We start from the raw sequence: 26968 nt of genomic DNA on the forward strand, positions 1-26968 counted from the left end.
TCGAACCGGAGACAACAATGGCATTGGTAGACATTCAGGTCCCGGACATCGGAGACTTCGACGAAGTCGGCGTGATCGAGTTGCTCGTGAAGCCCGGCGATACCGTCAAGGCTGAGCAATCTCTGATCACGGTGGAGTCCGACAAGGCGTCGATGGAGATTCCCTCCAGCCACGCAGGCGTGGTCAAGGAACTGCGCGTGCAGATTGGTGACAAGGTCAAGCAAGGCTCGGTCGTGCTGACGCTGGAAGTGCAGGGCGCTGCGCCAGCGCCAGCCCCCGCATCGGCTGCGCCGGCACCTGCCGCAGCCCCAGTATCGGCGGCTGCCCCAGCCCCGGTGGCTGCTGCACCTGCGGCAGCCCCGGCTGCAGCAGCAGGCCCGGTGGAAGTGCGTGTGCCCGACATCGGCGACTTCAAGGACGTGGCCGTCATCGAGCTGCTGGTCAAGGTGGGTGACACCATCAAGCTCGAACAATCGCTCTTCACCGTCGAGTCCGACAAGGCATCGATGGAGATCCCTTCGCCCGCCGCTGGCGTGGTCAAGGAGCTCAAGGTCAAGATCGGCGACACCGTCAACATCGGTGATCTGGTGGCCATGCTGGAAGGCGTGGCTGGCAGCGCCCCCGCAGCTGCTCCGGCCCCGGCAGCGGTGGCTCCTGCAAGCCCTGCGGTTGCCGCCTCTGCGCCGGCCCCTGCGGTAGCTGCTGCCGCAGCCCCGGCGGCCGCCACAGCCGCCGTGCCCGCGCACCAGCCCGGTACGCCCACGGCCGGCTTGCCCCACGCCAGCCCGTCCGTGCGCAAGTTTGCCCGCGAACTCGGTGTGCCACTCGAAGAACTCAAAGGCACTGGCCACAAGGGCCGCATCACGCAAGACGATGTGCAGGCCTTCACCAAGCAGGTGATGAGCGGCGCCGCCCAGACCAAGGCGCAGGCTGCCAAGGCTCCGGTGGCCAGCGCTGGCGGCTCCGGCGTCGGCCTCGATCTGCTGCCCTGGCCCAAGGTGGACTTCACCAAGTTCGGCCCCGTGGAGCGCAAGGACCTCTCGCGCATCAAGAAGATCAGCGGCGCCAACCTGCACCGCAACTGGGTCGTTATCCCGCACGTCACCAACCACGACGACGCGGACATCACCGACCTCGAAGCCTTCCGCGTGCAGTTCAACAAAGAGAACGAGAAGAGTGGCGTCAAGGTCACCATGCTCGCCTTCATGATCAAGGCCGCCGTGGCCGCGCTCAAGAAGTTCCCCGAGTTCAACAGCTCGCTCGATGGCGACCAACTGGTTCTCAAGAACTACTTTCACATCGGTTTTGCGGCCGACACGCCCAACGGCCTCGTTGTGCCCGTCATCCGCGACGCCGACAAGAAGGGCATCGTCCAGATCTCGCAAGAGATGGGCGACCTGGCCAAGAAGGCGCGCGACGGCAAGCTCGGCCCGGCCGACATGACCGGCGGCTGCTTCTCCATCAGCTCGCTGGGCGGCATTGGCGGGCGCTACTTCACGCCCATCATCAACGCGCCTGAAGTCGCCATCATGGGCGTGTGCAAGAGCAGCATCGAACCCAAGTGGGACGGCAAGCAGTTCGCCCCGCGCCTGGTGCTGCCCCTGTCGCTCAGCTGGGACCACCGCGTGATCGACGGCGCTGCCGCCGCGCGCTTCAACGTGTACTTTGCCTCGCTGCTGGCGGACTTCCGCCGCATCGTGATGTAACGAAAGGGCAAGACACACCATGGCAATCATCGACATCAAGGTGCCCGACATCGGCGACTTCGCCGAAGTGGCCATCATCGAAGTGCTGGTCAAACCCGGCGACACCATCAAGGCCGAGCAAAGCCTGATCACCGTGGAGTCCGACAAGGCCTCCATGGAGATCCCGTCCAGCCACGCTGGCGTGGTCAAGGAGCTCAAAGTGAAGCTCGGCGACAAGATCGCCGAAGGCTCGGTGGTGCTGACGCTGGAGGTGCAGGGCGCAGGCGTTGCAACTCCAGCGCCCGCTGCAGCCCCAGCGCCTGCCGTTTCTGAACAAAAAGCGCCCCCCGCGCCCGCTAGTCAAGCTCCAGGAGCTATCAATCCAGTAGCATCCAGCTTCGCGGGTGCGGCTGACCTCGACTGCGACGTGCTCGTGCTCGGCGGTGGCCCCGGCGGCTACAGTGCTGCCTTCCGTGCGGCCGACCTGGGCCTCAAGGTCGTCATCGTCGAACGCTACGCCACCCTGGGTGGCGTGTGCCTGAACGTGGGCTGCATTCCCTCCAAAGCGCTGCTGCACGTGGCGGCCGTCATGGACGAGGTCAGCCACATGGCGGACCTGGGAGTGAGCTTCGGTGCGCCCTCGCTCGACATCGACAAGCTGCGCGGCCACAAGGAAAAGGTCATCGGCAAACTCACTGGCGGCCTGGCCGCCATGGCCAAGATGCGCAAGGTGACCACCGTGCGCGGCTATGGCAGCTTCGTCGGCGCCAACCACCTGGAAGTGGAAGAAACCACTGGCACTGCGCAAGAAAAGACGGGTAGCAAGAAGGTCATCGCCTTCAAGAAGGCCATCATCGCCGCCGGCAGCCAGGCCGTGCGCCTGCCTTTCATGCCCGACGATCCACGCGTGGTCGACTCCACCGGCGCCCTGGCGCTCAAGGAAGTCCCCAAGCGCATGCTCATCCTGGGCGGCGGCATCATCGGTCTGGAAATGGGCACCGTGTACAGCACGCTGGGCGCGCGCCTCGATGTGGTCGAAATGATGGACGGCCTGATGCAGGGCGCCGACCGCGACCTCGTCAAGATCTGGCAGAAGATGAATGCCAAGCGTTTTGACAACATCATGCTCAAGACCAAGACGGTGGGCGCCAAGGCCACGCCCGAAGGCATCGAGGTGACGTTTGCCGCCGCGGAAGAGGGTGGCACCGCCCCCACGCCCCAGGTGTACGACCTCGTGCTGCAGGCCGTAGGCCGCACGCCCAACGGCAAGAAGATCGCTGCCGAGAAGGCTGGCGTGGCCGTGACGGACCGTGGCTTCATCAACGTCGACATCCAGATGCGCACCAACGTGCCGCACATCTTCGCCATCGGCGACATCGTGGGCCAGCCCATGCTGGCGCACAAGGCGGTGCATGAAGCGCACGTGGCGGCTGAAGTCATCGCCGGTGAACTGCAAGGCAACAAGGAGCTGGCCGCTGCCGCCTTCAACGCCCGCGTGATCCCATCAGTGGCCTACACCGACCCCGAAGTGGCCTGGGTCGGCCTCACCGAAGACCAGGCCAAAGCCCAAGGCATCAAGGTCAAGAAGGGCCTTTTCCCCTGGACGGCTTCCGGCCGCGCCATTGCCAACGGCCGCGACGAAGGCGTGACCAAGCTGCTGTTCGACGACTCGCCCGAGGCCCATGGCCACGGCAAGATCCTCGGCGGCGGTATGGTCGGCACGCATGCGGGCGACATGATCGGCGAGATCGCCCTGGCCATCGAGATGGGCGCCGACGCGGTGGACATCGGCAAGACCATCCACCCGCACCCCACGCTGGGCGAAAGCATCGGCATGGCGGCGGAGATTGCGCACGGCTCTTGCACGGACGTGCCGCCGCAAAAGAAGTGAGCTGACCCTCCTTCGAGGTTGCTACTGATTCAGTAGCTGGCCGCGCAGATTCCGAAAGGGCTGCGCGGCTTTTCTTTGGCTATGCCGCGTTGTTTTGACGGGGTGCGTGGCGGTAATTCTAGTTGGCTTAAATGTTGGCAAAATTCTTGGCATAAATTGATAAATATTTAATTAAATCAATAATTTACAATTGTCATAAAGTTGGCAAAATAAAGCCATGTGCACATCGCCCCATCAGTTCGAGCCCTTGCTTCCATCCGATGCGCGGATGGAGCCTTTGCTGACCAACGCGCACGACCTGTCCCGCGCTGCCACATTGTTGGCGGGCACCCGGGTGCCGCCCGAGTTGCGCACTCTGCTGCGCAGCATGAATTCCTACTACACCAACCGCATCGAGGGCCAGCACACGCGTCCGCACGAGATCGAGCAGGCGCTGCGCAAGGATTTTTCGCAAGACGCAGTGCTCGCCGCCAAGCAGCGCCTGGCCGTGGCCCACATAGAGGCGGAGAGCGCCTTGGAGCAACGTTACGCCGGGGTGGAGGGGGGGCGCGCCTTGTATTCGGTGGATGCGGTGCAGGTGCTCCACCGCGAGCTGTTTGGTCGGCTGCCATCCTCCGACCTGGTAACGGCGGAAAACGAACCCATCGCACCCGGTGCCTTGCGCCAGCGCGAAGTGCGGGTGGGTCAGCATGTGGCTCCGGCCTGGGCTAGCGTGCCGCAGTTTCTTGAGCGATGGGCGGCCTGCTACAGCGGTGTGCGCCGGGGCGAAGCCGCGCTGGTGGCCATGGCGTGCGCGCACCAGCGTCTGGGCTGGGTGCACCCATTTGTGGATGGCAATGGGCGTGTCATGCGGCTGCACACGCACACGCTGCTGAGTGCGCTGGGCTACACCGGGGGGCTGTGGTCGCCCCTGCGAGGTTTTGCACGCAGCACAGAGCAGTATTACGCGCTGCTTGCCGACGCCAACAGCGCGCGCCGTGGCGATCTGGACGGGCGCGGCAACTTGAGCGAACAGGCTCTGGTCGCCTGGGCCGACTATGTGCTGGATGTGTGTCAGGACCAGGTGGGCTTCATGTCCGACATGCTGGACTTCAAAACCTTGAAGGCCCGCATCGAAGCCTGCCTGGTGTTCGAAGCCACGGTAGAAAAATCGGGCGTGCGGCAAGAGTCGCTGCGCGGGTTGCACTACCTGTTTCTGAGCGGCGAAGAGATGGCGCGCGGTGACTTCAAGTCCATGCTGGGCATGAGCGACCGGGGCGCCACCGATGCGTTGGGTGCGCTGGTGCGGCGCGGGCTGCTTGTGTCCGATTCGCCGCAAGGGAAGGTGCGGTTTGGGCTGCCGCAACATGCGCTGCGCTTTTTGTTTCCCAGGCTATGGCCTGAGGCCGAGGCGGACGCGATGGCCCGGTAAACCACATGGGCCTTAGAACCCGTTCATGTTGAGGCGCGGTCCTTCAGGCCCGCGCCAAAGTGCCCCGACAAAAGTCGTGGAAAATAGAGGGTTTTCTGCCGCCATCCATGGGGCAGAACATCCGCCCGGCCTCCAATCTTTTTTGCTCCTCTGAGCTTGCCCATGTCAGACGTCAACTCCTCCAAGATCTCTGTCGAGAAAATCGGCGGTACTTCCATGACCGCTTTTGGCGATGTGTTGCGCCACATCGTGCTGCACGACCCCAAGCGCATTAACGGCCGGATCTACGTGGTGTCCGCCTACTCGGGTGTGACCAACCAGCTGCTGGAGCACAAGAAGACCGGCGAGCGTGGCATTTACGCCCTGTTTGCAGAAGGCCAGGGCTACCAAGACGCCTTGACCCAACTGGCGGTCAGCCTCAAAAAACTGAACGCCGGCTACGCTGACCTGGGATTGCCGCTGGATGTGGCCGATGCCTTTATCGACCAGCGCATTGGCCAGGCGCGCGAATATCTGAACGCCATGCAGCACGTGCTGGCCAGCGGCTATCTCAGCCGCAAGGATGTGTTGCTCGCGGCGCGCGAAGTGCTGGCCTCCATTGGCGAGTCGCACAGCGCATTCAACTCGGTCGAGATCCTCAAGGCCAATGGCGTGAAGGCCGTGCTGATGGATCTGGCGGGGTTTGACGACAACGAGGCCTGGACGATTGACGAGCGCATTGCGCACAGCTTCAAGGACCTGGACCTGGCCAACAGCGTGATTGTTGCCACCGGCTACACCAAGGGCACCGAAGGCATCATGCGCGAGTTTGACCGCGGTTATTCCGAGGTCACCTTCAGCAAGATCGCCGTGGAAGTGCGCCCGGCCGAGGCGGTGATCCACAAGGAATTCCACCTGTCGTCTGCCGACCCCAACCTGGTGGGTCTGGAAAACGCCATCGTGGTGGGCGCCACCAACTACGACGTGGCCGACCAGCTGGCCGACGTGGGCATGGAAGCCATCCACCCCAAGGCCGCCAAGCCCATGGAACTGGCGGGCATCCCGATCCGCCTGAAGAACACGTTTGAGCCCGACCACCCCGGCACGCTGATCACCAAGGACTTCGTGGGTGAGCGCGCGCGTGTGGAGATCGTGACCGGTACCGACAAGGTCACGCTGATCGAGATCCACGACCCCAGCATGGTGGGCACCGTGGGCTTTGATGCGGGCTTGATGAACGTGTTCTGCAAGCACGATGTGAGCTACATCCTCAAGGCCACCAACGCCAACTCCATCGCCCATCTGGTGTGGGACAACCAAGTCACGCCCGAGCTGGTGGCCGAGCTGCAGGAGGGCTACCAGATCGTGACGATCAAGCCCAGCGCGATTGTGTGCACCATCGGCTCCAACATCGGCATCCCTGGCGTGCTGGCCAAGGCCGCACAGGCGCTGGCCGATGCGCGGGTCAACGTGAACTGCGTGTCGCAAACCCTGCGGCAGGTGAACATGCAGTTCGTGATCGAGCGTGAAGACTACAAGACGGCCATCAAGGCGCTGAACCTGGCGCTGTGCGTGAACTCAGGAACTCCGGTTCCACGCGTTTGAAGGAATAGCGGCAGGCATGCTTGCCGCTAAGCCTTTCCATAAGGAGCCCGCCATGCGCGGGCTTTTTGTCGCCTGGATGTCTCCGTCAGGCGGTGCCGAGCAGCCTTTCGAACAGATCCGTTCCGCCCATCTGTCCACCCTTGAGCATCAACTCGAGCCCGTGGCGCGACGGGTCTGCACTGTGTGCGCTGCTCAGCGTGACCCCGGGGCATATCGTGGTTATGTACGACAGCCCCCATAGTTGCAGCGCCTGCGCGGCGTGGCGGGAGGTGTCGCCGCCCGCGATACCGATGCGGCGCAGTGGCTGGCGTGCCGTGCTCCGCTTGGGCTTGCACCACGCGGGCCACCAGGTTGGCTCTGGCCTGGGCGACATGCTCGGCTGAGGTGATGTTGGCGGCCGTGCCGTTGGAGGGGTGGGTGTAGGCGAGCACATGCTGGTCTTTTTTCAGGCCGGTGCAGACGGCGTCCCGCTCGGTCTGCGCATACGCCGGCTTGCTGCCCAGCCGCTGTGCGGCCACGGGGATGCACTGGTAAGCCGTGGCGGCCTGCACCTGGGCTGCGGTGAGGGGGGACAGGCTTCCCGCCCACGCGTAGACGGGGCCGTCGGCCATGGCCAGAGGGGGCGCTGCCGGGGGGCGGGTTTTGCCCAGTCGGCCAGCAAAGCCTGGCAGGGCCAGGCTTTCGGCATCTCCTCGCCTTGTCCTTCGACGGCAGCACGCTGGTGGTGCGGGCCTACGGCGAAGGCAGCAACGCGGTGGGCATCGGCGGCGACAAGACCAGCAACGGTGCGGCCAAATCGGGCGCGATCTATTTCTATTGATGCGCTCCGAGGCGTCACCAAGCTGTTGTCCGACGATTCACCCGAAGCCCATGGCCACGGCAAGATCCTGGGCGGTGGCACGGTGGGCACGCATGCGGGAGACAAGATCGGCGAGGCCGCGCTGGCCATCGAGATGGGCGCGGATGCGGTGGCCATTGGCAAGACCATTCACTCGTACCCCACGCTGGGCAAGAGCATCGGCATGGCGGCGGAGATTGCGCATGGCAGCTGCGCGGATGTGCCGCCGCAGAAGAAATAAAGTGCTTTAGCACTGGCCTGCATCGGAGCCCGAACCCGTAACGGTTCGGGCTTTGTGCTTGGCGTGCCAGATCAATGGTCGGCCGCCGACATAGGCCGTGGCCATCGTCGACGATATCAAAACACCCGGCATATGCAGAAGCGACCATCTCCAACCCTTTTTCTCGACGAAATCGGGCTCCTGCGCTTGTAGATAAAACGCGGGGTGCTATCAAAAAAGGGCGTTGAGGACGCCTTGTTGGCGCTTTGCTGGGTTATTTGCAGGCAAGGGTATGTTCTTGCGGTGCTTGGGCTTGAATCGAGTATCTTCTGGTTACAAGACGCGCATTGGGGCACCGTCTTGGGTCGGCACAAGTGTGCGGCGAGCCTCACCGAGGGGATACAAATGAACTTGTTCTTTCGTTCCGTGTTGGTTGGCTGCTGGTTGCTCGCACTGTGCACGGCACGGGCGGCAGAAAAGGACGTCAACATCGTCTTCATCCCCAAGTCCAGTGACCAGGTTTTCTGGGAGCTGATGCGCATCGGGGTCGATAAAGCTGTGAAGGACGATGGCCAAATCAAGCTCACTTGGCGCGGCCCGGAGCACAACGACGACACCGATTCCCAGATCAAGATCGTCCAGCTCTACACCAAGCCCGGGGTGGATGCGATTCTGATCGCGCCCACCGACCGGGCGCGCCTGGTCGAGTCGGTGCAAAAGGCCGTGGCCCTGGGCATCCAGGTGATTGCGGTCGATTCGGGGTTGGACGGTAACCTGCACCTCAACTTTGTCACCTCCGACAACTACGCGGGCGGGCAACTGGCGGCCAAGACCCTGGCGGGCTTGCTGCAACACCGGGGGAAGGTGGCGATGTTGCGGACCGTAGCCGGCAGTGCGTCCACCGATGAGCGAGCCCGGGGCTTTGTCGACTACCTGAAAGAGAAGGCTCCGAAGATCACGCTGGTAGCCGACGTGTATGGCGGCGGCTCGATTGGCAAGGCGCGGCACAGTGCTACCCAACTGCTGGCGGCGCATCCGGGCATCGACGGCGTGTTTGCGGTCAACGAATCGTCCACCGATGGCATGCTGCGCGCGTTGCGCGACAAAGGCCTGGCCGGCAAGCTGCGCTTTATCGGCTTTGACTCCACCGACTTTCTGCTCACAGGCCTGGAGCAGCAGGAGATCCATGGACTGGTGATTCAAAACCCCACCCAAATGGGCTACAAGGGCATACAGGCTGCCGCTGCAGCGGCCCGCAACCAGGCGATCCAGACCCGGACCATTTTTACCGACATCACCCTGGTGACGCGCGCCAACTACAAAACCCCCGATATCCAGAAGCTGATGTGCAGCCGTTGCTGAAACCAAGTCCAGTGGTCCACTTTTTCCTGCCCATGGCCAGGACCGAGAAGGCCTATGTCCAACCTGGGTGACCGGCTGAGCAGCCTGAGCGTCGGCATGGTGGTTGCCATGGCGGCCGGCTTGTTCATGCCCGCCCTGATTGGCATCATGACCCTCAGCTACCTGCGCCAGGAGCAGATCAACAAGGAGCTGTCGACCTACCTGGACGAAAGGGCTCTGCAGCTGTCCAACAGCTTGGCGATACCGGTGTGGAACTACAACACCGTTAGTGTGCGCACCACCGGGCAGTCGGCCTTGCTGGATCCGCAGGTGGTGCGAATCACGGTGAGTGATTCCGACAAGGTGCCTATCGTTGTGCTGGAGCAAGCCCAGCGCAGGCTGGGGACGTCCCAGGTGGTTCAGCGGCCGCTGCTGATGCGCGGCAATGGCACTGAAGAGCTGGCGGGCTTTGTCGAGATCGAGGTCGATGACGGCCTGAAGCAGCAGGAGTTTGCCCGGGACCGCAGGGCTTATGCGTTCATCCTGCTGGGTCAGTTTGTGCTGTCCCTGGGCTGTATTCTGGTTGCGCTGCACTTGCGCGTGCTGCGGCCGTTGCACAGGTTGACGCTGTTTTCGAACCGGCTGGCCGGTGGCGATTTTGAGCAGTCCATAGGCTGGGAGCGGCAGGACGAAATCGGCCACCTGGCCCATCAGATGGACCGTATGCGCAGTGACCTGAAAACCTCGTTCGCCGAGCAGCAGGTCATCTTGAGCAATGTGCAGGTGGGCGTGCTGTTCGTGCGCGACGGCAAACTGCACATCGCCAACCGCCACGCAGAGCAAATCTTTGGTTATGGCCATGGCGCCATGGTGGGCTTGCCGGCCAGCGCACTCTATCCGGCAGACAGCCCGCTGCCCGACACCCGGCTGGACGAGGAATTGCAGTTTTTGCAGCGCCAGGACGGCACACACTTCTGGGCACATGTGCGCAAGCGCAGCCTGGACCCTCAGTTGCCGCAGGCCGGCAGCATCTGGGTGATCGAAGACTTCACTGCGCGCAAGGCGGCCGAAGACGAGATCAACAGCTTGGCCTTCTACGACCCTCTAACCCGGTTGCCGAACCGCCGCCTGCTGATGGACAGGCTCAAGCAGGCCTTGGTCGCCAGCTCCCGCAGCGCCAAGTGCGGCGCCTTGCTGTTCATTGATCTGGACCACTTCAAAACCCTGAACGATACCCTGGGCCATGACAAAGGCGATCTGCTGCTGCAGCAGGTGGCGAGCCGCCTGGTGACCTGCGTGCGCGAGGGCGATACCGTGGCCCGCCTGGGCGGTGACGAGTTCGTAGTGATCCTGGAAGACCTGGGCGAGAGCCCGGAGGAGGTGGCCGCGCACTGCCGTGTCGTGGGTGACAAGATCTTTGCGGCGCTGAATCTCTCTTACCCCTTGGCTGGGCATGATGTGCGCAGCACCCCCAGCATCGGCGTGGCACGGTTCGACGGGCCGCGTGACTCCATCGACGAACTGCTCAAGCAGGCCGATCTAGCGATGTACCAGGCCAAGACTGCGGGGCGCAACACCTTGCGGTTTTTCGATACGGCGATGCAGGCTGCAGTAAGCGAGCGCGCGGTGCTGGAGTCCGATCTGCGCGAAGCCTTGCAGCAGCAGCAGTTTGCCCTGCACTACCAACCACAGGTGGAGGGCCAGAGCCAGATTACCGGGGCCGAGGTCTTGCTGCGCTGGCGGCACCCGCAGCGCGGCATGGTGAGCCCGTCGGACTTCATCCCCCTGGCTGAGGAAACAGGCCTGATCGTGCCGCTGGGCTATTGGGTGGTACAGACGGCCTGCGCCCAGTTGGCGCGATGGGCCTTGCGCCCGGAAACGGCGGGGCTCTGCATCGCGGTGAACGTCAGCGCCAAGCAAATGCAGCAGGACGACTTTGTTTCGCAGGTGCTGGCGTTGCTGCGCGAAACCGGCGCCCCGCCACACAGGCTCAAGATGGAGTTGACCGAGAGCGTACTGGTCGTCGATGTCGAGAACACCATCTGCAAGATGGACGCTCTGAAGGCCCACGGCGTGGGCTTTTCGCTGGACGACTTTGGCACCGGCTACTCGTCGCTGACCTACTTGAAGCGCCTGCCGCTGGACCAGCTGAAGATCGACAAGGGTTTCATCAAAGACATCCTGGTCGACCCGAACGACGCCGCCATCGCCCGCATGGTGATTGCCCTGGCGGAAAGCCTGGGCTTGCGCGTAATTGCCGAGGGCGTGGAGCAGGAGGCGCAGAGGGCCTTTCTGGCCGACTGCGGCTGCCGTGCCTACCAGGGGTATTTAATGGCCCCCCCACTGCCAATTGCGGATTTCGAAGCCATGCAAGACCCGTCCATCTGCACGACAAGACTGGAGACGCAGCTTGCGATTCCCGCGCCCCCCGCAGAACCGCCCATCCCCAGTCCTCAATGATGTTGCGCAGCGCCTGCAAAATCAGTTGGGTGCTCAGGTTCAGATGAAGGCAGCCCTGCTGAACGGGCCGACAACATGTCATGGCTGACATACAGCCAGTCCGCCCGAGGGGCCGGATTTCAGCAGCGCATTTCCATGCACGCTGTGCGGTTTGGTTATATGCCTACCAGCCTCTCAAACAGATTCACCCCACCCATCTGCCCGCCCTTGAGCATCAGCTCCAGCCCCTGGCGGCTGGGGTCTGAGCTGTGGGCGCGGCTGATGGTCACGCCGGGGCACAGCGTGGTCTGGTGCGACAGTCCCCACAGCTGCAGCGCCTGGACTGCGTGGCTGGAGGTGTCGCCTCCGGCGATGCCAACCCGGCGCAGTGGCGCGCCGTGTTCTGCGCGGGCTTGCACCACGCGGGCGATCAGGTCGGCGCTGTTCTGGGCGACTTGTGCGGCAGCGGTGATGTTCGCCGCGCTGTCGTCGTTGGGCCCGGTATACGCCAGCACGTGTTGGCCGTTCCGCAGTTGGGTACAGATCGCGTCTTGCAGTGTCTGCGCATAGGCAGGGTCACTGCCCAGCTTTTGCGCGTCTACAGCGATGCGCTGGTAAGCCGTGGCGGCTTGCACCTGGGCTGCGGTCAGGGGCGACAGGCTTCCCGCCCAGGCGAAGATGGGGCCATCTGCCATGACTAACGGGGGCGCTGCCGGTGGGGCGGGTTTTGCCCAGTGGGCCACCAGGGCCTGCGCCACCGCACTAGAGCCCACGGCCAGCAGCCGGGCCTGTTGAGACTGCTGCCACAGCAAGCGGCCCACGGTGGCCAGCTGATCCGGCGTGGTCAAGTCCAGCAAAGTGGGTGCCATGGCATGGGGGGTGGCCTCATGGTCGAGCAGAGCCTGCAGTGCAGCGTCCAGTGCGTTGGTGCCGGCGCTGGTGCCGGCGGCGGCGCTGATGTCGTACAGCGGGTAGTGCAGGGCGGTGATGCCGTCCAGCCCTTGCAGCGCCAGATGGAGCCGCAGGTCAGCCTCGCCCATGGGCGTGACGGGGTGCTGGCGCATGGTGGGGTGGCGGTCGATGCGGTGCACGGCGCCGCCCGTGCCCGCAGCAGCGAACAGGTTGCTGAACGCGCAGTAGCGCCCCAGGCTGGGCTGCCCGCCCACGATGGGCACCCAGCGGTTACTCACGAACGGGTGTAGGGTCTGAATGCCACAAGCGATGTTGCCGACATGCGGGGCGCTGTCGAAGGTGGAGCACACCTTGTAGTGCAGCACCGGCGGCGCCAGCTTTTCAAAGAAGCGGCCTACAGCCGACATCTCGGCCCGCATGGCCTCTGGCGGCATGGCGCGCGCAGCGCCGGCGATGCCCACCGCATCGAGCGGCCCGGCAGCGGCCAGGGCCTCTGCGCTGGGCACGCCCATGAACAGCATCGAGCGCAGGCCGGCCTGGGCCAGCACGGCCAGGGTGTCGGTGGCGCCGGTGAAATCGTCGCCGTACCAGCCGTACTGGGGGGCACTCGTCGTCATCGTTTATTTCTTGCCGAAGAATTCGATCGCACGGCGCAGCTCGGAAGCCTGGGTGGCGCGCTGGGCCAGGGTCTCGCCTTTTTGCACCGCGTCCCAGGCCTGCTGCAGGCTGGCCACGCCCGCAGCCGGGCCGTCCGGGTGGGCCAGGATGCCGCCGCCGGACATGAACAGCAGGTCGTTGGACCGGATGCTGTCCCAGGTGGCGGGCACCGTGCCGGCCCACTGGCCGTTGGAGAAGGCTGGCAACACGCGGTCGTCCAGCCCTTCGCACAGCGGGGCCAGGGTGTCGTGGGCCGACTCAATGACTTCTTCGTCGGTCTGCGAGAACTTGCCCTGCAAGCCGTGCACATGCATGTGATCCACGCCCGCCAAGCGCCACAGCGTTTGCCAGGCGTTGAATGAAAAGCCCAGCAGCGGGTGGCGCGACAGCGCGCCGTAGCCGTTGCGGTGGCCATGCAGCGCCATTGGGCTGTGGCGGCGCAGGGTTTGCACGGCCGAGTAGCCGCACCAGTTCAGGCTGACCATGATGCAGCTGCCACCTTCGGCGGCAATCAGGTCGGCGTGGCGGCGCATGGCGTCGGTTTCGTCGGTGATGTTGAAGGCCACCATCACCCGCTTGCCGGTCTTGTCCTGGTGGGCGCGCACACGGCGCATCACGGCTTTGACGCGGTCGGCCAGCGGCGCGTGGACCGGGTTGGCGCAGACCTCGTCGTCCTTGATGAAGTCCACCCCCGCAGCGCACAGGCGGCCGGCCAGGTCGCCGGTTTCTTCGGCCGACAAGCCCACGTTGGGTTTGATGATGGTGCCGATCAGCGGGCGGCCGTGCACGCCGGTCAGCGCGCGGGTGCCGGCGATGCCGTGGCGGGGCATGTCGAACTGGGCGCGGTAGGCGCTGGGCAGCTTCATCGACTCCAGGCGCAGGCCGGTGACCTCGCCCAGGTCATACAGATTGCCCGACACCGTGGCGGCCAGCGTCGGCAGGTTGGGGCCGATGTTGTCACACGGAAAGCTCACGCGCAGCCGGGCCCGCTGCCAGGTCTGCGGTGTGTCGAACATGCCGCGCCGCTGCATCCAGCCGTTGGGCAGCGAAGGGGCGGGCGCCACGTCCAGCAGCTCGACCGACTCGACCGTGGCGCGCGCACGCTCGCGCAGCGCGTCGGTCTCGCCCTCGACCCGGGTGAAGGTGCCGCACGACTGCTCGCCCGCCAGCACTTCGGCCACGTGGGCGGGGTCTAGCGGGGTTTCGATCAGGTAGGTGGCTTCAAAGCGGTCTGGAGACATAAGTCGGTTTACTACTGTTTTGATAGCTGCTAGCGCTTATGGATCAAGCGGTAGAGGCCTATTTGGCTTGAAAATTGCACGCACTTAATGCGTTACTCCCGGTCGTAGTGAGCCTGACGAAGGACTTGCCGTGCGCGCAGAAGCTTCGACCAGCTCAGCCTGAACGGTGAGGCGGACTTGGCTCATGCGCACAGGCTTCGACAGGCTCAACCCAGACGTTTGGGGGTAGAGATGGACGGCCCTTAAAAATCAAATCTTCGACAGATCAGGAAAAGGCCGCACCGGGTCCGTCGTCCCGTCCCACGTTTCCGACTCCGCACGGATCAGGTCGAACATCCGTCCCTTGGGGCCGGCCACTTCCGACAGCTCGATCACGGTGCCGGGGTGGTACTCGGTGTCGAAGTAGACAAAGCGGCCTTTCTCGCCCACCTCGCCGCTCATCACCGTCTTGAAGCCCTGGGCCGTCAGGCGCGCCAGGTCGGCGTCGTAGTCGCTCGTCCAGTACGCCACGTGCTGCAGCCCCGTGCGCCCGGCTTGCAAAAAGTCGCGGTACATCGACGGCACGTCGTTGCGCGTCTGGATCAGCTCGACCTGCACATAGCCCGAGTTGGCCAGCGCCACCGAGTTGTGCGGCTCGTATTGCTCGCCCTTGTAAACGTAGTTCTTGATCGGAACCTTGGGGTTGTAGAACCACGGGCCCACGCCCAGGGTCTTGCTCCAGTAGTCCATGGCGGCTTCGATGTCGTGGACCACATAGCCAAGTTGGCGGATGGCGCCGAAATGACGACTCATAAAAATTTCCTTTGGTGGTGATGCGTCAGAGCAGGGCGCAGCCGGGCGGGCCCATCAGGCGCCGCCCAAGTTGCACGCTTGGCTTGCTTGTTGGCTTACTTCGCGCCGTCGATGATTTCTTTGGGGATCGGCACGCCGGCGTACTTCACATGGATGTCGTTGAGCTTGCCGTTGGCCAGGTTGGTCTTGATCCAGCCGTTGACGGCGGCCATCAGCTCGGGTTGGCCCTTGCGCATGGCCACGCCCAGCTGGTACGACTGCAGGATGAATTTGGTCTCGAAGTCGCGCGACGGGTTCTTCTTGGCGATGGCCGCGATGATTGGCGGGGTGATGGCCACGATGTCGGCCTGGCCGGTGGCGGCCGCGGTGATGGATGCGGATTCGTCGTCGAACCGCACCACCTTGGCCTGCGGTGCGCGCTCGGTCAGGATCTTGTCCTGCGGGCCACCGCGCGTCACGGCCACGGTCTTGCCGGCCAGGTCTTCAATGCTGGTGAGCTTCAGGCCCTTGGGCGCGCCCACCGCGGCCTGGATGGCGCCGTACGGGATGGAGAAGTCCACCGCCTTCTGGCGCTCGGGCGTGATCGACAGCGACGAGATGATCAGGTCCACCTTGTTGGACAGCAGGTTGGGGATGCGTGAGGAGTTGGTCGTGTTCACGATCTCCAGCGTCAGGCCCAGGTCCTTGGCCAGCAGCTCGGCGGCTTCCACGTCCGAGCCCACGGGCTTCATTTTTTCGTCCACGTAGCCGTAGAACGGCGCGCCAAAGTCGATGCCCACGCGCAGCTTGCCGGCGGACTTGATGTCGGCCAGCTCGGCCATGGCGGGCACGCACAGGGCGGCGGCGCTGAAGGCCAGCAGGGTGCGGCGGAAGATGAGGGAAGCGGTCATGGTGGTTGTCTCCTGGTGGTTTTTTGGTAAGGAATCGAAGAGGGCAGGGCTTTCGCTATCCGGCCCTTTGAAATCTCAACATCCGTTCGGGCTGAGCTTGTCGAAGCCTCGCGCGGCGCTTCGACAGGCTCAGCGTGAACGGTTCTAGTGGGTTCATGTCGTCTCTCAATGCGGCGCACCGTCATCACAGCCCGTGCGACAGAAAGTCGCGCAGCTCGGCGGTCTGCGGGTGCTTGAGCATGTCGCCCGGGCCCGTCTCCCAGACCTTGCCTTCGTGCATGTAGATGATGGTGTCGGCCACCCGGGCGGCAAACTCCATCTCGTGCGTGACCAGCACCATGGTCATGCCGCCCTGGGCCAGGGCTTCGATCACGCGCAGCACCTCGCCGGTGAGCTGCGGGTCCAGGGCCGAAGTCACCTCGTCGAACAGCATCACCTGCGGCTCCATCGCCAGCGACCGGGCAATGGCCACGCGCTGCTGCTGCCCGCCCGACAGTTGCTCGGGGTAGGCCTGCGCCTTGTCCGCCAGGCCCACCTGCTGCAGCGTGCGGGCGGCAATCTCGCGCGCCTTGGCCGTGGGCAGGTTCTTCACGGCCCTGGGGGCCAGGGTCACGTTCTGCTCCACCGTCAGGTGCGGGAAGAGGTTGTAGCTCTGGAACACGATGCCCACGTCCTGGCGCAACTGGCGCAGGTCGATGGCCGGGTCGTGCACCGCGTGGCCGCAGACATTGATGGTGCCGCTGTCGATGATCTCCAGCCGGTCGATGCAGCGCAGCGCCGTGCTCTTGCCTGAGCCGCTCTTGCCGATGATGGCCACCACCTGGCCCCGGGGAATGGCAAAGGACACGCCCTTGAGCACCTGGTTGCTGCCAAAGCTTTTGTGCACGTCTTTCAGTTCGACCACGGGCTGTTGTTGTTGTCGTAGTTGTTGTGCAGACAGAGCCGCTTGCGCAAAAGGGTGCACGGCAGCGTCTTGGGCGAGGTTCATGGTGTCTTCTCGTTTCATGCGGTGGTCACAGGCACAGTGGCTGCGCCACGGTTGCCAAACTGCTGGCGCTGCTCCAGCTTGCGGCTCCACACCGACAGCGGGTAGCACATCGCAAAGTAGACGATGGCGATCAGCAGGTACACGGTAAAAGGCTGAAAAATGGAGTTGTTGATGAGCTGCCCCGCACGCACCAGCTCAATAAACCCCACGATGGACGCCAGCGAGGTGTTCTTCACGATCTGCACCATGAAGCCCACCGTGGGCGGCGTGGCAATGCGCACCGCCTGCGGCAGCACCACCAGCCGCATGCGCTGGGTGCGCGACAGCGCCAGGCACTCGGCCGCCTCCCACTGCGTGCGCGGCACCGACTCGATGCACCCGCGCCAGATCTCACCCAGGTACGCGCTGACGTAAACAATCATCGCGATGCTGGCCGCCACGATGGCGGGCAGCTCCAGGCCCGCGATGGACAGGCCGAAGTAGCACAGGAATAGCACCACCAGCAGCGGCGTACCCTGGATGATCTGAATCCACGCAATCGTCGCCCAGCGCACCGCCTTGATCGGGCTGACGCGGCACAGCGCAATCACGCCCCCGGCAAGGCCACCGCCCACAAACGCAATCAGCGACAGGCCGACGGTCCACAGCGCGCCAAACAGCAGGTACTGCAGGTGATACGAGTTCAGTCCACCGTCAATCATTTGGCGCTCCCCAATTTGCGTTGGCGCGTGAACACGATCTGCCCGAACACCCACAGCCCCAGCCGCATCAGCAGCGACAGCGCCAGATACGCCACCGCCACCAGGATGTAAGCCTCAAACGGGCGGAAGGTCTCCGACTGCACCCGCGCCGCCACGGCGGTGAGTTCCTCCACCGAGATCTGCGAGGTGATGGACGAGGCCAGCATCAGCAGCACGAACTGGCTGGTGAGCGCGGGGTACACCTTCTCCATCGCCGGGCGCAGCACCACATGCCAGTACACCTGTCGGCGCGTGAGGCCCAGACACTCGGCCGCCTCGATCTGGCCCTTGTGGATCGAATCCATGCCCGCCCGCATGATTTCGCAGGTGTAGGCCGCCACGTTGATCACCAGCGTCAGCAGCGCCGCAGCAAACGCCGACACCTTGAAGCCCAGGCTGGCCAGGCCAAAGAACACCAGAAACACCTGCACCAGCAGCGGCGTGTTGCGCAGCACCTCTACATACGCACCGCAGGCCTTCACCACCCAGCGCCTGTCGCCGCGCCGGCCAATGGCCAGCAGCGTGCCGCCCAAAAAACCAATCACCGTGGCCGGGAACGACAGCAAGATGGTCATCCACGCCCCTTCCAGAAACTGGGGCCAGTTGGCCAGCACGCTGGCAAAGTCGAACTCGTACGTCATGGGTAGGGCAGCCGTGCGCGTCAATCAGCGAGTGCTGGCGCGGCGGCCAAAAGCTGGCGGCTTGCCCTGTGGGCGCAGGCGAGCGTGAGCGGAAATACCAAGCATGTCTTTGTCTCCTGTGTGATCGGTTTGGCAGAGGGGCCACCGTCACAACCTAGGGTTTGTACTGATGGTTTCTGATGCCTTTCAGCACCGAACGCCCAGTGATACTATCCGCGGAATCCATCAAATACCAGCAAACTAGATGATGGTTTTTGATTGAATTCATATGGCCCAAAACCCGCCTAGTCCCAGCAATCCCAGCAGTCCACGCAGCCCCCGCATACCCGACATCGCCCAGCTGTCCGGCGTCTCCACGGCCACGGTCGACCGGGTGCTCAACCAGCGCTCGGGCGTGCGCAACGCCACCGCGCAGCGGGTGCTGCAGGCCGCTGCCACCCTGGGCTACCTGCCGCAGGCCGAGCTGCACGCAGCGCTGCAACCCCAGCCCCTGCGCCTGATGGTGCTGATCCCCGAGGGCAGCAACCGCTTTCTGCAAATGCTGGGCGACGTGATCGGCTACGCGCAGGACCACTGGGCCCCGTTCAACGTGCGCTGCCAGGCGGCGTATATCGAAAGCTTTAACCCCGACGCGCTGGCCAAAGCGCTGCTGCACTACGGCAAGCGCTGCGACGGCATCGCCTTCATGGCGCTGGAGCACCCCGTGGTGCGTGAGGCCGTGGCCCAGCTGGCAGAGCAGGGCGTGCCCACCGTCACGCTCATCTCCGATTTATCCAACTCACGCCGCGTGGCCTACGTGGGCCTGGACAACCGCGCCGCAGGCCGCACCGCCGCCTACCTCATCGCCCGCTTCATGGGCCCGCTGGCCCACAGCCGCAAGGCGCATGTGGCGATGATTGTTGGATCACTGCGCTACCGCGCCCACGAGGAGCGCGAGGCGGGCTTTTTGCACCTGTTCGAAGAACAGTTCCCCCTGGTGCAGGTGGTGGGCGTGCGCGAAGGCCAGGACGACGCCGAACGCAACTACCGCCAGGCCCGCGCGCTGCTGGAGCAGCACGACGACTTGGCAGGCATCTACAACATCGGCGGTGGCGCCGAAGGCATTGGCCGGGCCCTGAAAGAAGCCGGTGCAGACCGCAAGATCGTGTTCATCGGCCACGGCCTCACGCCGGATACGCGGGCGCTGCTGATCGACGGGACGATGGATGCGGTGATCACGCAGAACCCACAGGGGGCGGTGATGAACTGCGTGCGGATCTTTGCCAACCTGAGGGATGGGCGGGAGCCGACGAGTGGGGTGGAGACGACACGGAGTCAGGTGATATTTCGGGAGAATTTGCCTTAGGGGTGATCGCAGAATCCGCTGAATGTCGTCAGGGCGGCAAGCATTTCCATTTGATAAGTAGCTACCCGTTAGCTCGTTTGGCGAAGTGGTCTACCGACAAACCAGAAGAACCTTGTTCCTGTCTATATCAAGACACTGCTTTCAAATCTGCCCACCAACACCCTTGAACTTTTCAACGAAGGCGGCAATTTTCTGAAAGACGCTCTGCTTTTTTGTGAGGTATTGCGGATTCAGCGGGCTCATTTTTGGTAGCACGGCATTGAGTTCAGTGCCGCTATCGCTGGCAAATTCCCGCTTTAGGGATGACATGATGTAGCGTTTGGCTGCATCAACATTCAGGTTTTCTGCTTCGATCAGTTCGTCGAATTCCTGTTGTTGCTCTGCACGGGCAAAACCATAGAACGCTTCAATCACACTGGCCGCGTCGCCAATCTGGTCCAGATCGGTCTGGTTAATGAAATCAACCAGCAAACTTTCTTTGGCACGGTGACCCAGGCTAGCGCGAATCACCCTTCGCATATCCTCAACCAGCGCCGCTTTGTCCTTCACCTTTTTATTGTTCTCAAAAATCAGTTCGAGGATGTAGTCCAGATTGATTTCTTGCGACTTCAGCAGGTCAACTTCAAAGACTACATCGTCCCAGTCGATGGTAGATTTTTCCTTTTCTGCAGACGATTTTTCCCGTCGCAGCCAGTCACGAACATCGTTGTAGGTAGAGCGGTAGTCTTGAATCTTTCGCTCTGGTGGAATGTGAATCTCTTGGAGATCTGCCAGTGCAGCATCATCCAGATAGTGCTTCGCTTTGAATGCTTCGACTGCTGCCGGGTCATTAATATCCACGGTTTGCAAGGCCTTCAAGCTGGCAAATTCGTCGTAGTTTTGCAGAACGTTCTCAACGCGCAAATACTCCCCAAACAGTTTTGCAAATGCCTTTTTGTCGGATTCTTTTTCAATGGCTGCAGGGTCCGGAAAACGCTGCTCTAGCTCTGTGACTACTGCCACAAAACCACGCCGTGCTTCACCTGTCATCAGATCGGTAAAGCCTTCCATGTATTCCTTGTAGCTCTTCTCCAGCACCACGTTTTTGGTGCTGTTGTTGCCAAACAAGGTGATGGCGTCAATGGTTGGTTGCTCCAGATCGCGGAAGGTAACGATATTGCCGAAGGTTTTGGTCGCATCAAAAATGCGGTTAGTGCGCGAGTAGGCCTGCATCAACCCGTGGTAGCGCAGGTTTTTGTCCACGAACAAGGTGTTTAGCGTCGGGGCATCAAAGCCAGTCAGGAACATGCCCACCACAATCAACAGGTCGATTTCCTTGGCTTTGACCTGCTTGGCCAAGTCGCGGTAATAGTTCTGGAAGCCGTTGCTATCGACGCTAAAGTTGGTTTTGAACAGCGCGTTGTAGTCGGTAATCGCTGCGCTCAAAAACTCTTTGGCGCTGCTGTTCATGGCCGACACGTCAAAACTCTCGTCTTGAATCTCGCCCACCGCGTCCTGCTCTTCGTTCGCTGCGAACGAGAAGATTGTGGCTACCTTCAAAGGCCTTTCTTTGCCCTTTTGCAGTTCTTTGAACGACTCGTAATACAGCTTGGCAGCATCTACGCTACTCACTGCAAACATGGCATTGAAGCCTTTTGCGTTGGGCTGTAGACGATGGGTTTTTTGCCTGTAGCTATTCAGGATGTACTGGGTAATCTCGCGGATGCGGTCGGGGTGCAGAAGTACTTGCCTATTCTCTGCGGCACTGAGCTTCTGCTCGTCCTGCTCGGTTTCGATGGCTTTGAACTGCGGGCGCACATCGTTGTAGTCCACCTTGAACTTCAGCACCTTCTCGTCGCGAATGGCATCGGTAATTACATACGAATGCAATTCGCGGCCAAACACGCTGGAAGTCGTTTCCGCGCCAGCGGCATTCTGCGGAAAAATTGGTGTGCCAGTAAATCCAAACTGGTAAAAGCGCTTGAACTTCTTCTTCAGGTTCTTCTGTGCTTCACCAAACTGGCTGCGGTGGCACTCATCGAAAATGAAAACCACCTGCTTTCCGTAAATAGGCAGGTCGGTCTCGCTCTTCATTAGGTTGTTGAGCTTTTGGATGGTGGTGACGACGATTTTATTGTCGTCTTTCTCAAGGTTGCGCTTCAGGCCCGCAGTGCTGTCAGAGCCATTCACACTGTCAGGTGAAAAGCGCTGGTATTCCTTCATGGTCTGGTAGTCCAGATCCTTGCGGTCCACCACAAAAAATACCTTGTCGATGAACTCCAGCTCGGTGGCAAGACGCGCCGCTTTGAAACTGGTCAGCGTCTTGCCCGAGCCAGTGGTATGCCAGATGAAACCACCGCTTTCGGTATTACTCCAGTTCTTTGCCTGATATGCGCAGTTGATCTTCCACAAAATGCGCTCGGTGGCGGCAATCTGGTACGGCCGCTTCACCAGCAGCGTGTTGCTGGTGTCGAACACCGAGTAGTGCAGCAGCACGTTGAGCAGGGTGTGCTTCTGGAAGAAGGTGGCCGTAAAGTCCTTCAGGTCCTTGATCAGGCTGTTGTCCGCCTTCGCCCAATTCATTGTGAAGTCGAAGCTGTTCTTGTTGCGCTGGGTAGTGTTCGCAAAGTAACGGCTGTCTGTGCCGTTGGAGATCACGAACAGCTGCAAATACTTGAACAAGGATTGCTCGCTGTTAAAGCTCTCCTTGCTGTAGCGGTGCACCTGGTTAAAGGCTTCACGAATCGCCACACCGCGCTTCTTCAATTCCACCTGCACCAGCGGCAGGCCGTTGACCAGAATGGTCACGTCATAGCGGTTGGCATGCGAGCCAGTTTGCTCAAACTGCTTGATGACCTGCACCTTGTTGCAGGCGATGTTCTTTTTGTCCAGCAGGTAAATGTTCTGGATGCGACCATCGTCAAACACGAAGTCGTGCACGTAGTCTTCGTGAACCTTGCGAGTCCTCTCAACAATGCCATCACTGGGCTTGTCCAGCCAAGTCTCCACAAAGCGCTGCCACTCGGCATCAGCAAACTGCACGTTGTTAAGCGCTTGCAACTGCACGCGCACGTTAGCTAGCAAAGCGTCACCCGTATTCAGGCCAAGCGGGGACTCATAGCCCTGATGGACCAAATCCTGAATGAACTCTCGCTCCAGATCGCCTTCACTCTGGTAGCTCTCATTGACCTGCCATTCCTTGTTGTATTTGTCCAGAACGATGAAGTTTCTGGATTCGGCAATGGTCGTGTAGTCATTCATTTTGTTTGTTCTCATCCTCGTGAATCGGCTCGATCATTCCTTCAGACCGCCTCTTGCTGCCAAAAACCATAGTTGTTTTTCAAATGATCGAGCAACAACTTCACCGTTGCTTTTTCTGCTGGTGTTGGCTCTGCAATAGCCTCATTGGACAGCGTGCTGTGGCTTGTGAAATTAATGATTCTGCTCAGATAGAGCTGTTTGTCGTCGGGCAAGAGCTCCGACCACTTCGGATAGCCCAGAAAGCTGGCCGCTTTTTCGTAAAGATTGCGCAGTAGCGTGAAGTGGTAACGCTCGACTTTTTGATCCGCAATCGCCTGCTCTATAGTCTCCAACAGGTGCAGATGATAGGAAAAACTCTTGTTAGAGTCTCCATGTTTTTCAGTGAGTGTGAAGCTGCCATCTTCGAAACGCTCCAGCATATAGCAGGTCTTGTTATTAAACTCGTTGAACAGAACGTTGTAGAACAGTGGATTGTGCGTGGTGATGATGAACTTGAGATCGGATTTGCTGGATTTGATGATTCCTGCCAAATTGACTGCCACCTCAATAAGGTGGTTGTCGTCCAGCGAGCTGACCGGATCATCAATAAACACATATTCCAGTTGATCAAACTGCCGGGTTTCACGGCTCTCAGGCTCGGCGACGTTGAGGATTGCTATCACTTGATCCAATAGCGCATAAAAAACACTCCAGATGAAATTGCTTTCCTCGCCCTTGGAAATCTTGATACTCCCGGAGCGCTCGTTGTCCCCGCGCTCCAGTGAAAAGCTGACCTCCGCAAAATCCTCGCTGAAATGTGGCGTCAGCTTGTCATTCGTGTAGCGCTGGAAATACTTGACGATGTTCCCGTCTTGACCCAAATCCTTAAGCAGAGTGAGCAACCAATCCGTGTATGAATTAGGTTGTATTTTCAGCTTGTGCTCAGCATCCTCCGCCAAATCGTTATCCCAATAAAACAGGTCCTCGGTGAAGGCGTTGTAATAGAGAATTTTGTTACGTGACAACTCGGACTCATCAGCTTCTTCATCGTCCTCTTCACCATTGGCTTTGGGAACTATAAGCTGCTTGAATTCCCGCGAAAGGCGCGTTTTTCCCGTGCCGTTAAAGGCATAGATCAGTTGCACCTTTGGTACCGGTTTAGTTTCGTCAACGTCCTTGGTTTTTTCAGGAACCGTCTTTCTGACAGTCTTGGGCGTGCTCAGTTGCTGAGCAATTTCGGTCAGCGTCTTGCTCATGTCACATCGCCACTTCTTCGGGCTTCGGGAAGTTCAACAGCAGGTTGCGGTAGTGCTCGTATTGCTTTTGGCGCAACTCTATTTCACGGGGCAGACCTTCAGTAATGGAGTTCGTCAGCGCATCAAACTTGTCAAGGATGGCGACGATTCTGGCCTGCTCTGCAACTGACTTTTCGGGATCGTCCGGGAATGGAACGGGGATTCTGACTTTTTCAAGTCCATTGATCAACAGCCTATTAATCTTTCCTCGTGATACATGTTTGGCTTTTTCATCAATGAATGCAGCGGTTTGCATTACATAAGAAATAAACTTTGGATTCATCGAATGACGAAAAGCATAGCTATCGTCATGAATGGCAACTTGCTCTGCTCCAACCCATGCGACAGCCTTGCCGACGTCCTCGACAGTCTCCCCAACGCCTGCAATCACCACATCTCCGGGTTCTGCATAACGCAGTGAATCAGCCAAATCACTATCCACTTGAGAAAAGGCTTTGTCTGCAAAAACGCCGTACTTGGTGTATATCTCGCCGTAGTGAATAGCAGGGATGCCATTTTCTACAAAATCAGCCTTGGTAAAGCGCTTTCCACGAATAAACTTTCCAATTTCGCCCAACGGCTTCCATGCGACTTTTTTGTTTTCAAAACGCAAAAAGCTGTCGCGATAGTGCTTGTATTGTATTTTTCGCGCTGTAAGCTCGGCTGTAAGCTCGGCTGTAAGCTCGGTAAAGGAATCTAGTATTCGAACTATTTTTGCTTGAATTTCAAGCGATTTTTTTGGATTATCTGGGCAGGGGATAGGTATTTTGATTTTGGCCATATCCGTAGCCGAAATATCAATTACCTTTGCTCCTTTTGCGTATTTTCGCTTTTTGTTGAAAAACTCATTAGTCTGTGAAAAATATGCAAAGTACTTACCCAGCAGAAGTTCTCCGGGCTTCAAGATGGTCGCATGTCCACCTGTGACTGCTTGGCGCTCACCAAGATAAACTAATGCCTTACCTACATCCTCAAGGTTTTCACTTGTATTGGTAATTACAACATCACCCTGATCAACTTTCTTTAATTGTTTGGCCAACTCGGGCGACACGAAAGATTTTGTTTCTTTTGTGGATAACTCGTAGTAGGTATAGATTTGGCCATAGTGAATCGCGGGGACACCAGTTTCGGTAAAGTCACTTTTTTGCAATCCGTTGCCGCGAATCAACTCCCCCAGGCTACCCAGCGCCAGCCACTCCACTAAAAATTCATCTAGCAGTTTTTCCAAAAAATTACTGTCATTCATACCTCCTGCTCCTGGTCTTCAATTTCTGCCACGATGGCATCAATATCTTTGCGGAGCTGGTCAATTCGAACCACAGTGGTTTTAAGCTTGGCATTGATCTGAGCAATATCCACCACCTCGCGGTTGTCCTTGGCATCGATATAGCTGCTAACCGACAGGTTGTAGTCGTTGGCAGCGACCCTCTCAAACGGTATGGACTTGGCGAAGTGCTCTACATTCGCCTTGCTGTCGAACACTGCAATGATTTGCTGGATATGGCCGGGGCTGTTCTCGTCGTCGTTATCGGTGAGGATGTTGTTATTGGTTTCTTTTTTGAATAGACCACTGGCATCTACGAACTGAATGGTGGTGTCGGTCTTGCGTTTGGACAGCACCAAAATATTCACGGCAATGGTGGTGCCATAGAAAAGGTTGGAGGCTAGCGCAATCACCGTCTCCACATAGTTGTTGTCCACCAGATATTGGCGAATCTTCTGCTCGGCGCCGCTGCGGTAAAAGATGCCAGGAAAGCAGACGATGGCGGCGCGGCCTTTGGCTGAGAGGTAGCTGAGCGCGTGCAGCACAAAGGCAAAGTCGGCTTTGGATTTGGGTGCCAGCACGCCAGCCGGGGCAAAGCGGTCGTCGTTGATGAGGGTGGGGTCGTCGGAGCCCTTCCACTTCACTGAGTAGGGCGGGTTGGAGACGATGGCGTCAAACGGCTTGTCGTCGCCAAAGTGCGGCTCGGTCAGGGTGTCGCCCAGCTGAATGTTGAATTTGTCGTAGTTGACGTTGTGCAGGAACATGTTCATCCGCGCCAAGTTGTACGTGGTGTGGTTGAGTTCCTGGCCAAAAAAACCGTCTTCGATGATGTGGTCGTCAAACTGCCTTTTGGCTTGCAGCAGCAGCGACCCAGACCCGCAGGCCGGGTCGTAAATCTTGTTGATGCTGGTTTGCCCGTGCATGGCCAGCTGGGCAATCAGCTTGGAGACTTGCTGCGGTGTAAAAAACTCGCCGCCCGATTTGCCCGCGTTGGCGGCATAGTTGGAGATGAGAAATTCGTAGGCGTCGCCAAACAGGTCGATTTTGTGGGCTTCAAAACCACTGTCGCCAAAGGTACCAAAGTCCAGGTCGGCCACGCCTTTAAGCACGGCAGCCAGGCGGGCGTTTTTGTCTTTGACGGTATTGCCCAGGCGATTGCTGGTGGTGTCAAAGTCGGCAAACAGCCCCCGGATGTCGCGCTCTGAGGGGTAGCCGATGGCTGAGGCTTCGATGAGAGAAAAGATTTTGGCCAGGTCGGTGTTCAGGCTGTCGTTGGTGCTGGCTTTGGCTGCGACATTGACGAACAGCTGGCTGGGGTAGATGAAGTAGCCCTTGGTCTTGACTGCGTCGTCGCGGATTTCGGGGGTGATGACGATATCGCCCAGCGCTGCATAGTTAACGCTGTCGTCCCCGCCTTCGATGTAGGCCGCAAAGTTTTCACTGATGAAGCGGTAGAACAGAGCGCCAAGCACGTATTGCTTGAAGTCCCACCCATCTACGGCACCACGAACATCGTTGGCGATTTGCCAGATACGGCGTTGGAGTTCTTTGCGTTGTTCGATGCTGGTCATGGTT

Annotated in this window: 20 protein-coding genes and 1 pseudogene; 9 read left to right on the forward strand and 12 right to left on the reverse strand. The window is 60.3% G+C overall.

Annotated features, from left to right (window positions below; genetic code table 11):
• Positions 1–17: 17 nt before the first annotated feature.
• The 4 genes from aceF to ASE52_RS05155 all read left to right on the forward strand — a co-directional run bounded on the left by aceF (position 18) and on the right by ASE52_RS05155 (position 6571).
• Positions 18–1706 (forward strand): dihydrolipoyllysine-residue acetyltransferase, encoded by a 1689-nt coding sequence (gene aceF / locus ASE52_RS05140; protein ID WP_010458388.1) that lies wholly within the window; start codon positions 18–20, stop codon positions 1704–1706.
• 19 nt (positions 1707–1725) lie between these two features.
• Positions 1726–3576 carry a dihydrolipoyl dehydrogenase gene (gene lpdA, locus ASE52_RS05145; RefSeq protein WP_057224268.1) on the forward strand — a complete coding sequence of 617 codons (1851 nt, stop codon included), beginning with the start codon at positions 1726–1728 and terminating at the stop codon, positions 3574–3576.
• Positions 3577–3793: 217 nt separating this feature from the next.
• Positions 3794–4987, forward strand: coding sequence for a Fic family protein (locus ASE52_RS05150; RefSeq protein WP_057224270.1), 1194 nt, complete (start codon positions 3794–3796; stop codon positions 4985–4987).
• A gap of 162 nt (positions 4988–5149) precedes the next feature.
• Positions 5150–6571 carry an aspartate kinase gene (locus ASE52_RS05155; protein WP_057224273.1) on the forward strand — a complete coding sequence of 474 codons (1422 nt, stop codon included), beginning with the start codon at positions 5150–5152 and terminating at the stop codon, positions 6569–6571.
• A gap of 85 nt (positions 6572–6656) precedes the next feature.
• Here the strand turns inward: ASE52_RS05155 and ASE52_RS26175 are convergent, their stop codons facing one another.
• Positions 6657–6944 carry a nucleotide-binding domain containing protein gene (locus ASE52_RS26175; protein ID WP_057224275.1) on the reverse strand — a complete coding sequence of 96 codons (288 nt, stop codon included), beginning with the start codon at positions 6942–6944 and terminating at the stop codon, positions 6657–6659.
• Positions 6945–7268: 324 nt separating this feature from the next.
• Here ASE52_RS26175 and ASE52_RS26405 point away from each other — a divergent pair, with 324 nt between their 5' ends.
• The 4 genes and pseudogenes from ASE52_RS26405 to ASE52_RS26185 all read left to right on the forward strand — a co-directional run bounded on the left by ASE52_RS26405 (position 7269) and on the right by ASE52_RS26185 (position 11430).
• The gene (locus ASE52_RS26405) at positions 7269–7391 is read left to right on the forward strand and encodes a hypothetical protein (RefSeq protein ID WP_277814397.1); all 123 of its coding nucleotides are present in this window, start codon (positions 7269–7271) and stop codon (positions 7389–7391) included.
• 16 nt (positions 7392–7407) lie between these two features.
• Positions 7408–7650 (forward strand): annotated as a pseudogene (locus ASE52_RS05165) (dihydrolipoyl dehydrogenase); the annotation flags it as partial.
• Between the two features lie 384 nt (positions 7651–8034).
• Positions 8035–8991, forward strand: coding sequence for a substrate-binding domain-containing protein (locus ASE52_RS05170; protein ID WP_057224279.1), 957 nt, complete (start codon positions 8035–8037; stop codon positions 8989–8991).
• A 54-nt stretch (positions 8992–9045) separates the two neighbouring features.
• The gene (locus tag ASE52_RS26185; protein ID WP_057224282.1) at positions 9046–11430 is read left to right on the forward strand and encodes an EAL domain-containing protein; all 2385 of its coding nucleotides are present in this window, start codon (positions 9046–9048) and stop codon (positions 11428–11430) included.
• A gap of 155 nt (positions 11431–11585) precedes the next feature.
• On the opposite strand, the gene ASE52_RS05180 is transcribed toward ASE52_RS26185, so the two are convergent.
• The 7 genes from ASE52_RS05180 to ASE52_RS05210 form a co-directional block, all read right to left on the reverse strand.
• Positions 11586–12938, reverse strand: a complete 1353-nt coding sequence (locus tag ASE52_RS05180; RefSeq protein ID WP_057224285.1) for a four-carbon acid sugar kinase family protein — start codon at positions 12936–12938, stop codon at positions 11586–11588.
• 3 nt (positions 12939–12941) lie between these two features.
• On the reverse strand, positions 12942–14219 hold the full coding sequence (locus ASE52_RS05185; protein WP_057224288.1) for a ribulose-bisphosphate carboxylase large subunit family protein: 1278 nt from the start codon (positions 14217–14219) through the stop codon (positions 12942–12944).
• 249 nt (positions 14220–14468) lie between these two features.
• Complete coding sequence (locus tag ASE52_RS05190) at positions 14469–15011, reverse strand: VOC family protein (RefSeq protein WP_057224290.1); 543 nt, start codon at positions 15009–15011, stop codon at positions 14469–14471.
• A gap of 95 nt (positions 15012–15106) precedes the next feature.
• The gene (locus ASE52_RS05195) at positions 15107–15901 is read right to left on the reverse strand and encodes a transporter substrate-binding domain-containing protein (protein WP_057224292.1); all 795 of its coding nucleotides are present in this window, start codon (positions 15899–15901) and stop codon (positions 15107–15109) included.
• Positions 15902–16085: 184 nt separating this feature from the next.
• The gene (locus ASE52_RS05200) at positions 16086–16889 is read right to left on the reverse strand and encodes an amino acid ABC transporter ATP-binding protein (RefSeq protein WP_057225226.1); all 804 of its coding nucleotides are present in this window, start codon (positions 16887–16889) and stop codon (positions 16086–16088) included.
• A gap of 14 nt (positions 16890–16903) precedes the next feature.
• On the reverse strand, positions 16904–17590 hold the full coding sequence (locus tag ASE52_RS05205) for an amino acid ABC transporter permease (RefSeq protein WP_057224294.1): 687 nt from the start codon (positions 17588–17590) through the stop codon (positions 16904–16906).
• Entirely contained in the window at positions 17587–18270 is a 684-nt protein-coding gene (locus ASE52_RS05210; RefSeq protein WP_057224296.1) for an amino acid ABC transporter permease, read from the reverse strand. Before ASE52_RS05210 ends, ASE52_RS05205 begins: the two co-directional genes overlap by 4 nt.
• A 268-nt stretch (positions 18271–18538) precedes the next feature.
• On the opposite strand from ASE52_RS05210, the gene ASE52_RS05215 reads away from it, so the two are divergent.
• The gene (locus tag ASE52_RS05215; RefSeq protein ID WP_057224298.1) at positions 18539–19615 is read left to right on the forward strand and encodes a LacI family DNA-binding transcriptional regulator; all 1077 of its coding nucleotides are present in this window, start codon (positions 18539–18541) and stop codon (positions 19613–19615) included.
• Between the two features lie 141 nt (positions 19616–19756).
• Here the strand turns inward: ASE52_RS05215 and ASE52_RS05220 are convergent, their stop codons facing one another.
• The 4 genes from ASE52_RS05220 to ASE52_RS05235 are packed head-to-tail and all read right to left on the reverse strand — an operon-like array spanning position 19757 to position 26964.
• Entirely contained in the window at positions 19757–22855 is a 3099-nt protein-coding gene (locus tag ASE52_RS05220; RefSeq protein WP_057224300.1) for a type I restriction endonuclease subunit R, read from the reverse strand.
• Positions 22856–22896: 41 nt separating this feature from the next.
• Positions 22897–24090: an AAA family ATPase gene (locus ASE52_RS05225; RefSeq protein ID WP_057224302.1), complete on the reverse strand. Its 1194-nt coding sequence runs from the start codon at positions 24088–24090 to the stop codon at positions 22897–22899.
• Position 24091: 1 nt separating this feature from the next.
• Positions 24092–25375 carry a restriction endonuclease subunit S gene (locus ASE52_RS05230; RefSeq protein ID WP_057224305.1) on the reverse strand — a complete coding sequence of 428 codons (1284 nt, stop codon included), beginning with the start codon at positions 25373–25375 and terminating at the stop codon, positions 24092–24094.
• Positions 25372–26964 carry a type I restriction-modification system subunit M gene (locus ASE52_RS05235; protein WP_057224307.1) on the reverse strand — a complete coding sequence of 531 codons (1593 nt, stop codon included), beginning with the start codon at positions 26962–26964 and terminating at the stop codon, positions 25372–25374. Before ASE52_RS05235 ends, ASE52_RS05230 begins: the two co-directional genes overlap by 4 nt.
• Positions 26965–26968 lie beyond the last annotated feature (4 nt).

The sequence above is a fragment of the Acidovorax sp. Root275 genome (assembly GCF_001428965.1).
Classification (GTDB): Bacteria; Pseudomonadota; Gammaproteobacteria; order Burkholderiales; family Burkholderiaceae_C; genus Acidovorax; species Acidovorax radicis.

Excerpts from the sequence above, each read along its gene's own strand:
- ASE52_RS05195 (WP_057224292.1), bottom strand. The coding sequence starts at position 15,901 with ATGACCGCTTCCCTCATCTTCCGCCGCACCCTGCTGGCCTTCAGCGCC.
- ASE52_RS05185 (WP_057224288.1), bottom strand. The coding sequence starts at position 14,219 with ATGTCTCCAGACCGCTTTGAAGCCACCTACCTGATCGAAACCCCGCTA.
- ASE52_RS05155 (WP_057224273.1), top strand. The coding sequence starts at position 5,150 with ATGTCAGACGTCAACTCCTCCAAGATCTCTGTCGAGAAAATCGGCGGT.
- aceF (WP_010458388.1), top strand. The coding sequence starts at position 18 with ATGGCATTGGTAGACATTCAGGTCCCGGACATCGGAGACTTCGACGAA.
- ASE52_RS05235 (WP_057224307.1), bottom strand. The coding sequence starts at position 26,964 with ATGACCAGCATCGAACAACGCAAAGAACTCCAACGCCGTATCTGGCAA.
- ASE52_RS05210 (WP_057224296.1), bottom strand. The coding sequence starts at position 18,270 with ATGACGTACGAGTTCGACTTTGCCAGCGTGCTGGCCAACTGGCCCCAG.
- ASE52_RS05150 (WP_057224270.1), top strand. The coding sequence starts at position 3,794 with ATGTGCACATCGCCCCATCAGTTCGAGCCCTTGCTTCCATCCGATGCG.
- ASE52_RS05225 (WP_057224302.1), bottom strand. The coding sequence starts at position 24,090 with ATGAGCAAGACGCTGACCGAAATTGCTCAGCAACTGAGCACGCCCAAG.
- ASE52_RS05215 (WP_057224298.1), top strand. The coding sequence starts at position 18,539 with ATGGCCCAAAACCCGCCTAGTCCCAGCAATCCCAGCAGTCCACGCAGC.
- ASE52_RS26175 (WP_057224275.1), bottom strand. The coding sequence starts at position 6,944 with ATGTCGCCCAGGCCAGAGCCAACCTGGTGGCCCGCGTGGTGCAAGCCC.
- ASE52_RS05220 (WP_057224300.1), bottom strand. The coding sequence starts at position 22,855 with ATGAATGACTACACGACCATTGCCGAATCCAGAAACTTCATCGTTCTG.
- ASE52_RS26185 (WP_057224282.1), top strand. The coding sequence starts at position 9,046 with ATGTCCAACCTGGGTGACCGGCTGAGCAGCCTGAGCGTCGGCATGGTG.
- lpdA (WP_057224268.1), top strand. The coding sequence starts at position 1,726 with ATGGCAATCATCGACATCAAGGTGCCCGACATCGGCGACTTCGCCGAA.
- ASE52_RS05170 (WP_057224279.1), top strand. The coding sequence starts at position 8,035 with ATGAACTTGTTCTTTCGTTCCGTGTTGGTTGGCTGCTGGTTGCTCGCA.
- ASE52_RS05190 (WP_057224290.1), bottom strand. The coding sequence starts at position 15,011 with ATGAGTCGTCATTTCGGCGCCATCCGCCAACTTGGCTATGTGGTCCAC.
- ASE52_RS05200 (WP_057225226.1), bottom strand. The coding sequence starts at position 16,889 with ATGAACCTCGCCCAAGACGCTGCCGTGCACCCTTTTGCGCAAGCGGCT.
- ASE52_RS05205 (WP_057224294.1), bottom strand. The coding sequence starts at position 17,590 with ATGATTGACGGTGGACTGAACTCGTATCACCTGCAGTACCTGCTGTTT.
- ASE52_RS05180 (WP_057224285.1), bottom strand. The coding sequence starts at position 12,938 with ATGACGACGAGTGCCCCCCAGTACGGCTGGTACGGCGACGATTTCACC.
- ASE52_RS05230 (WP_057224305.1), bottom strand. The coding sequence starts at position 25,375 with ATGAATGACAGTAATTTTTTGGAAAAACTGCTAGATGAATTTTTAGTG.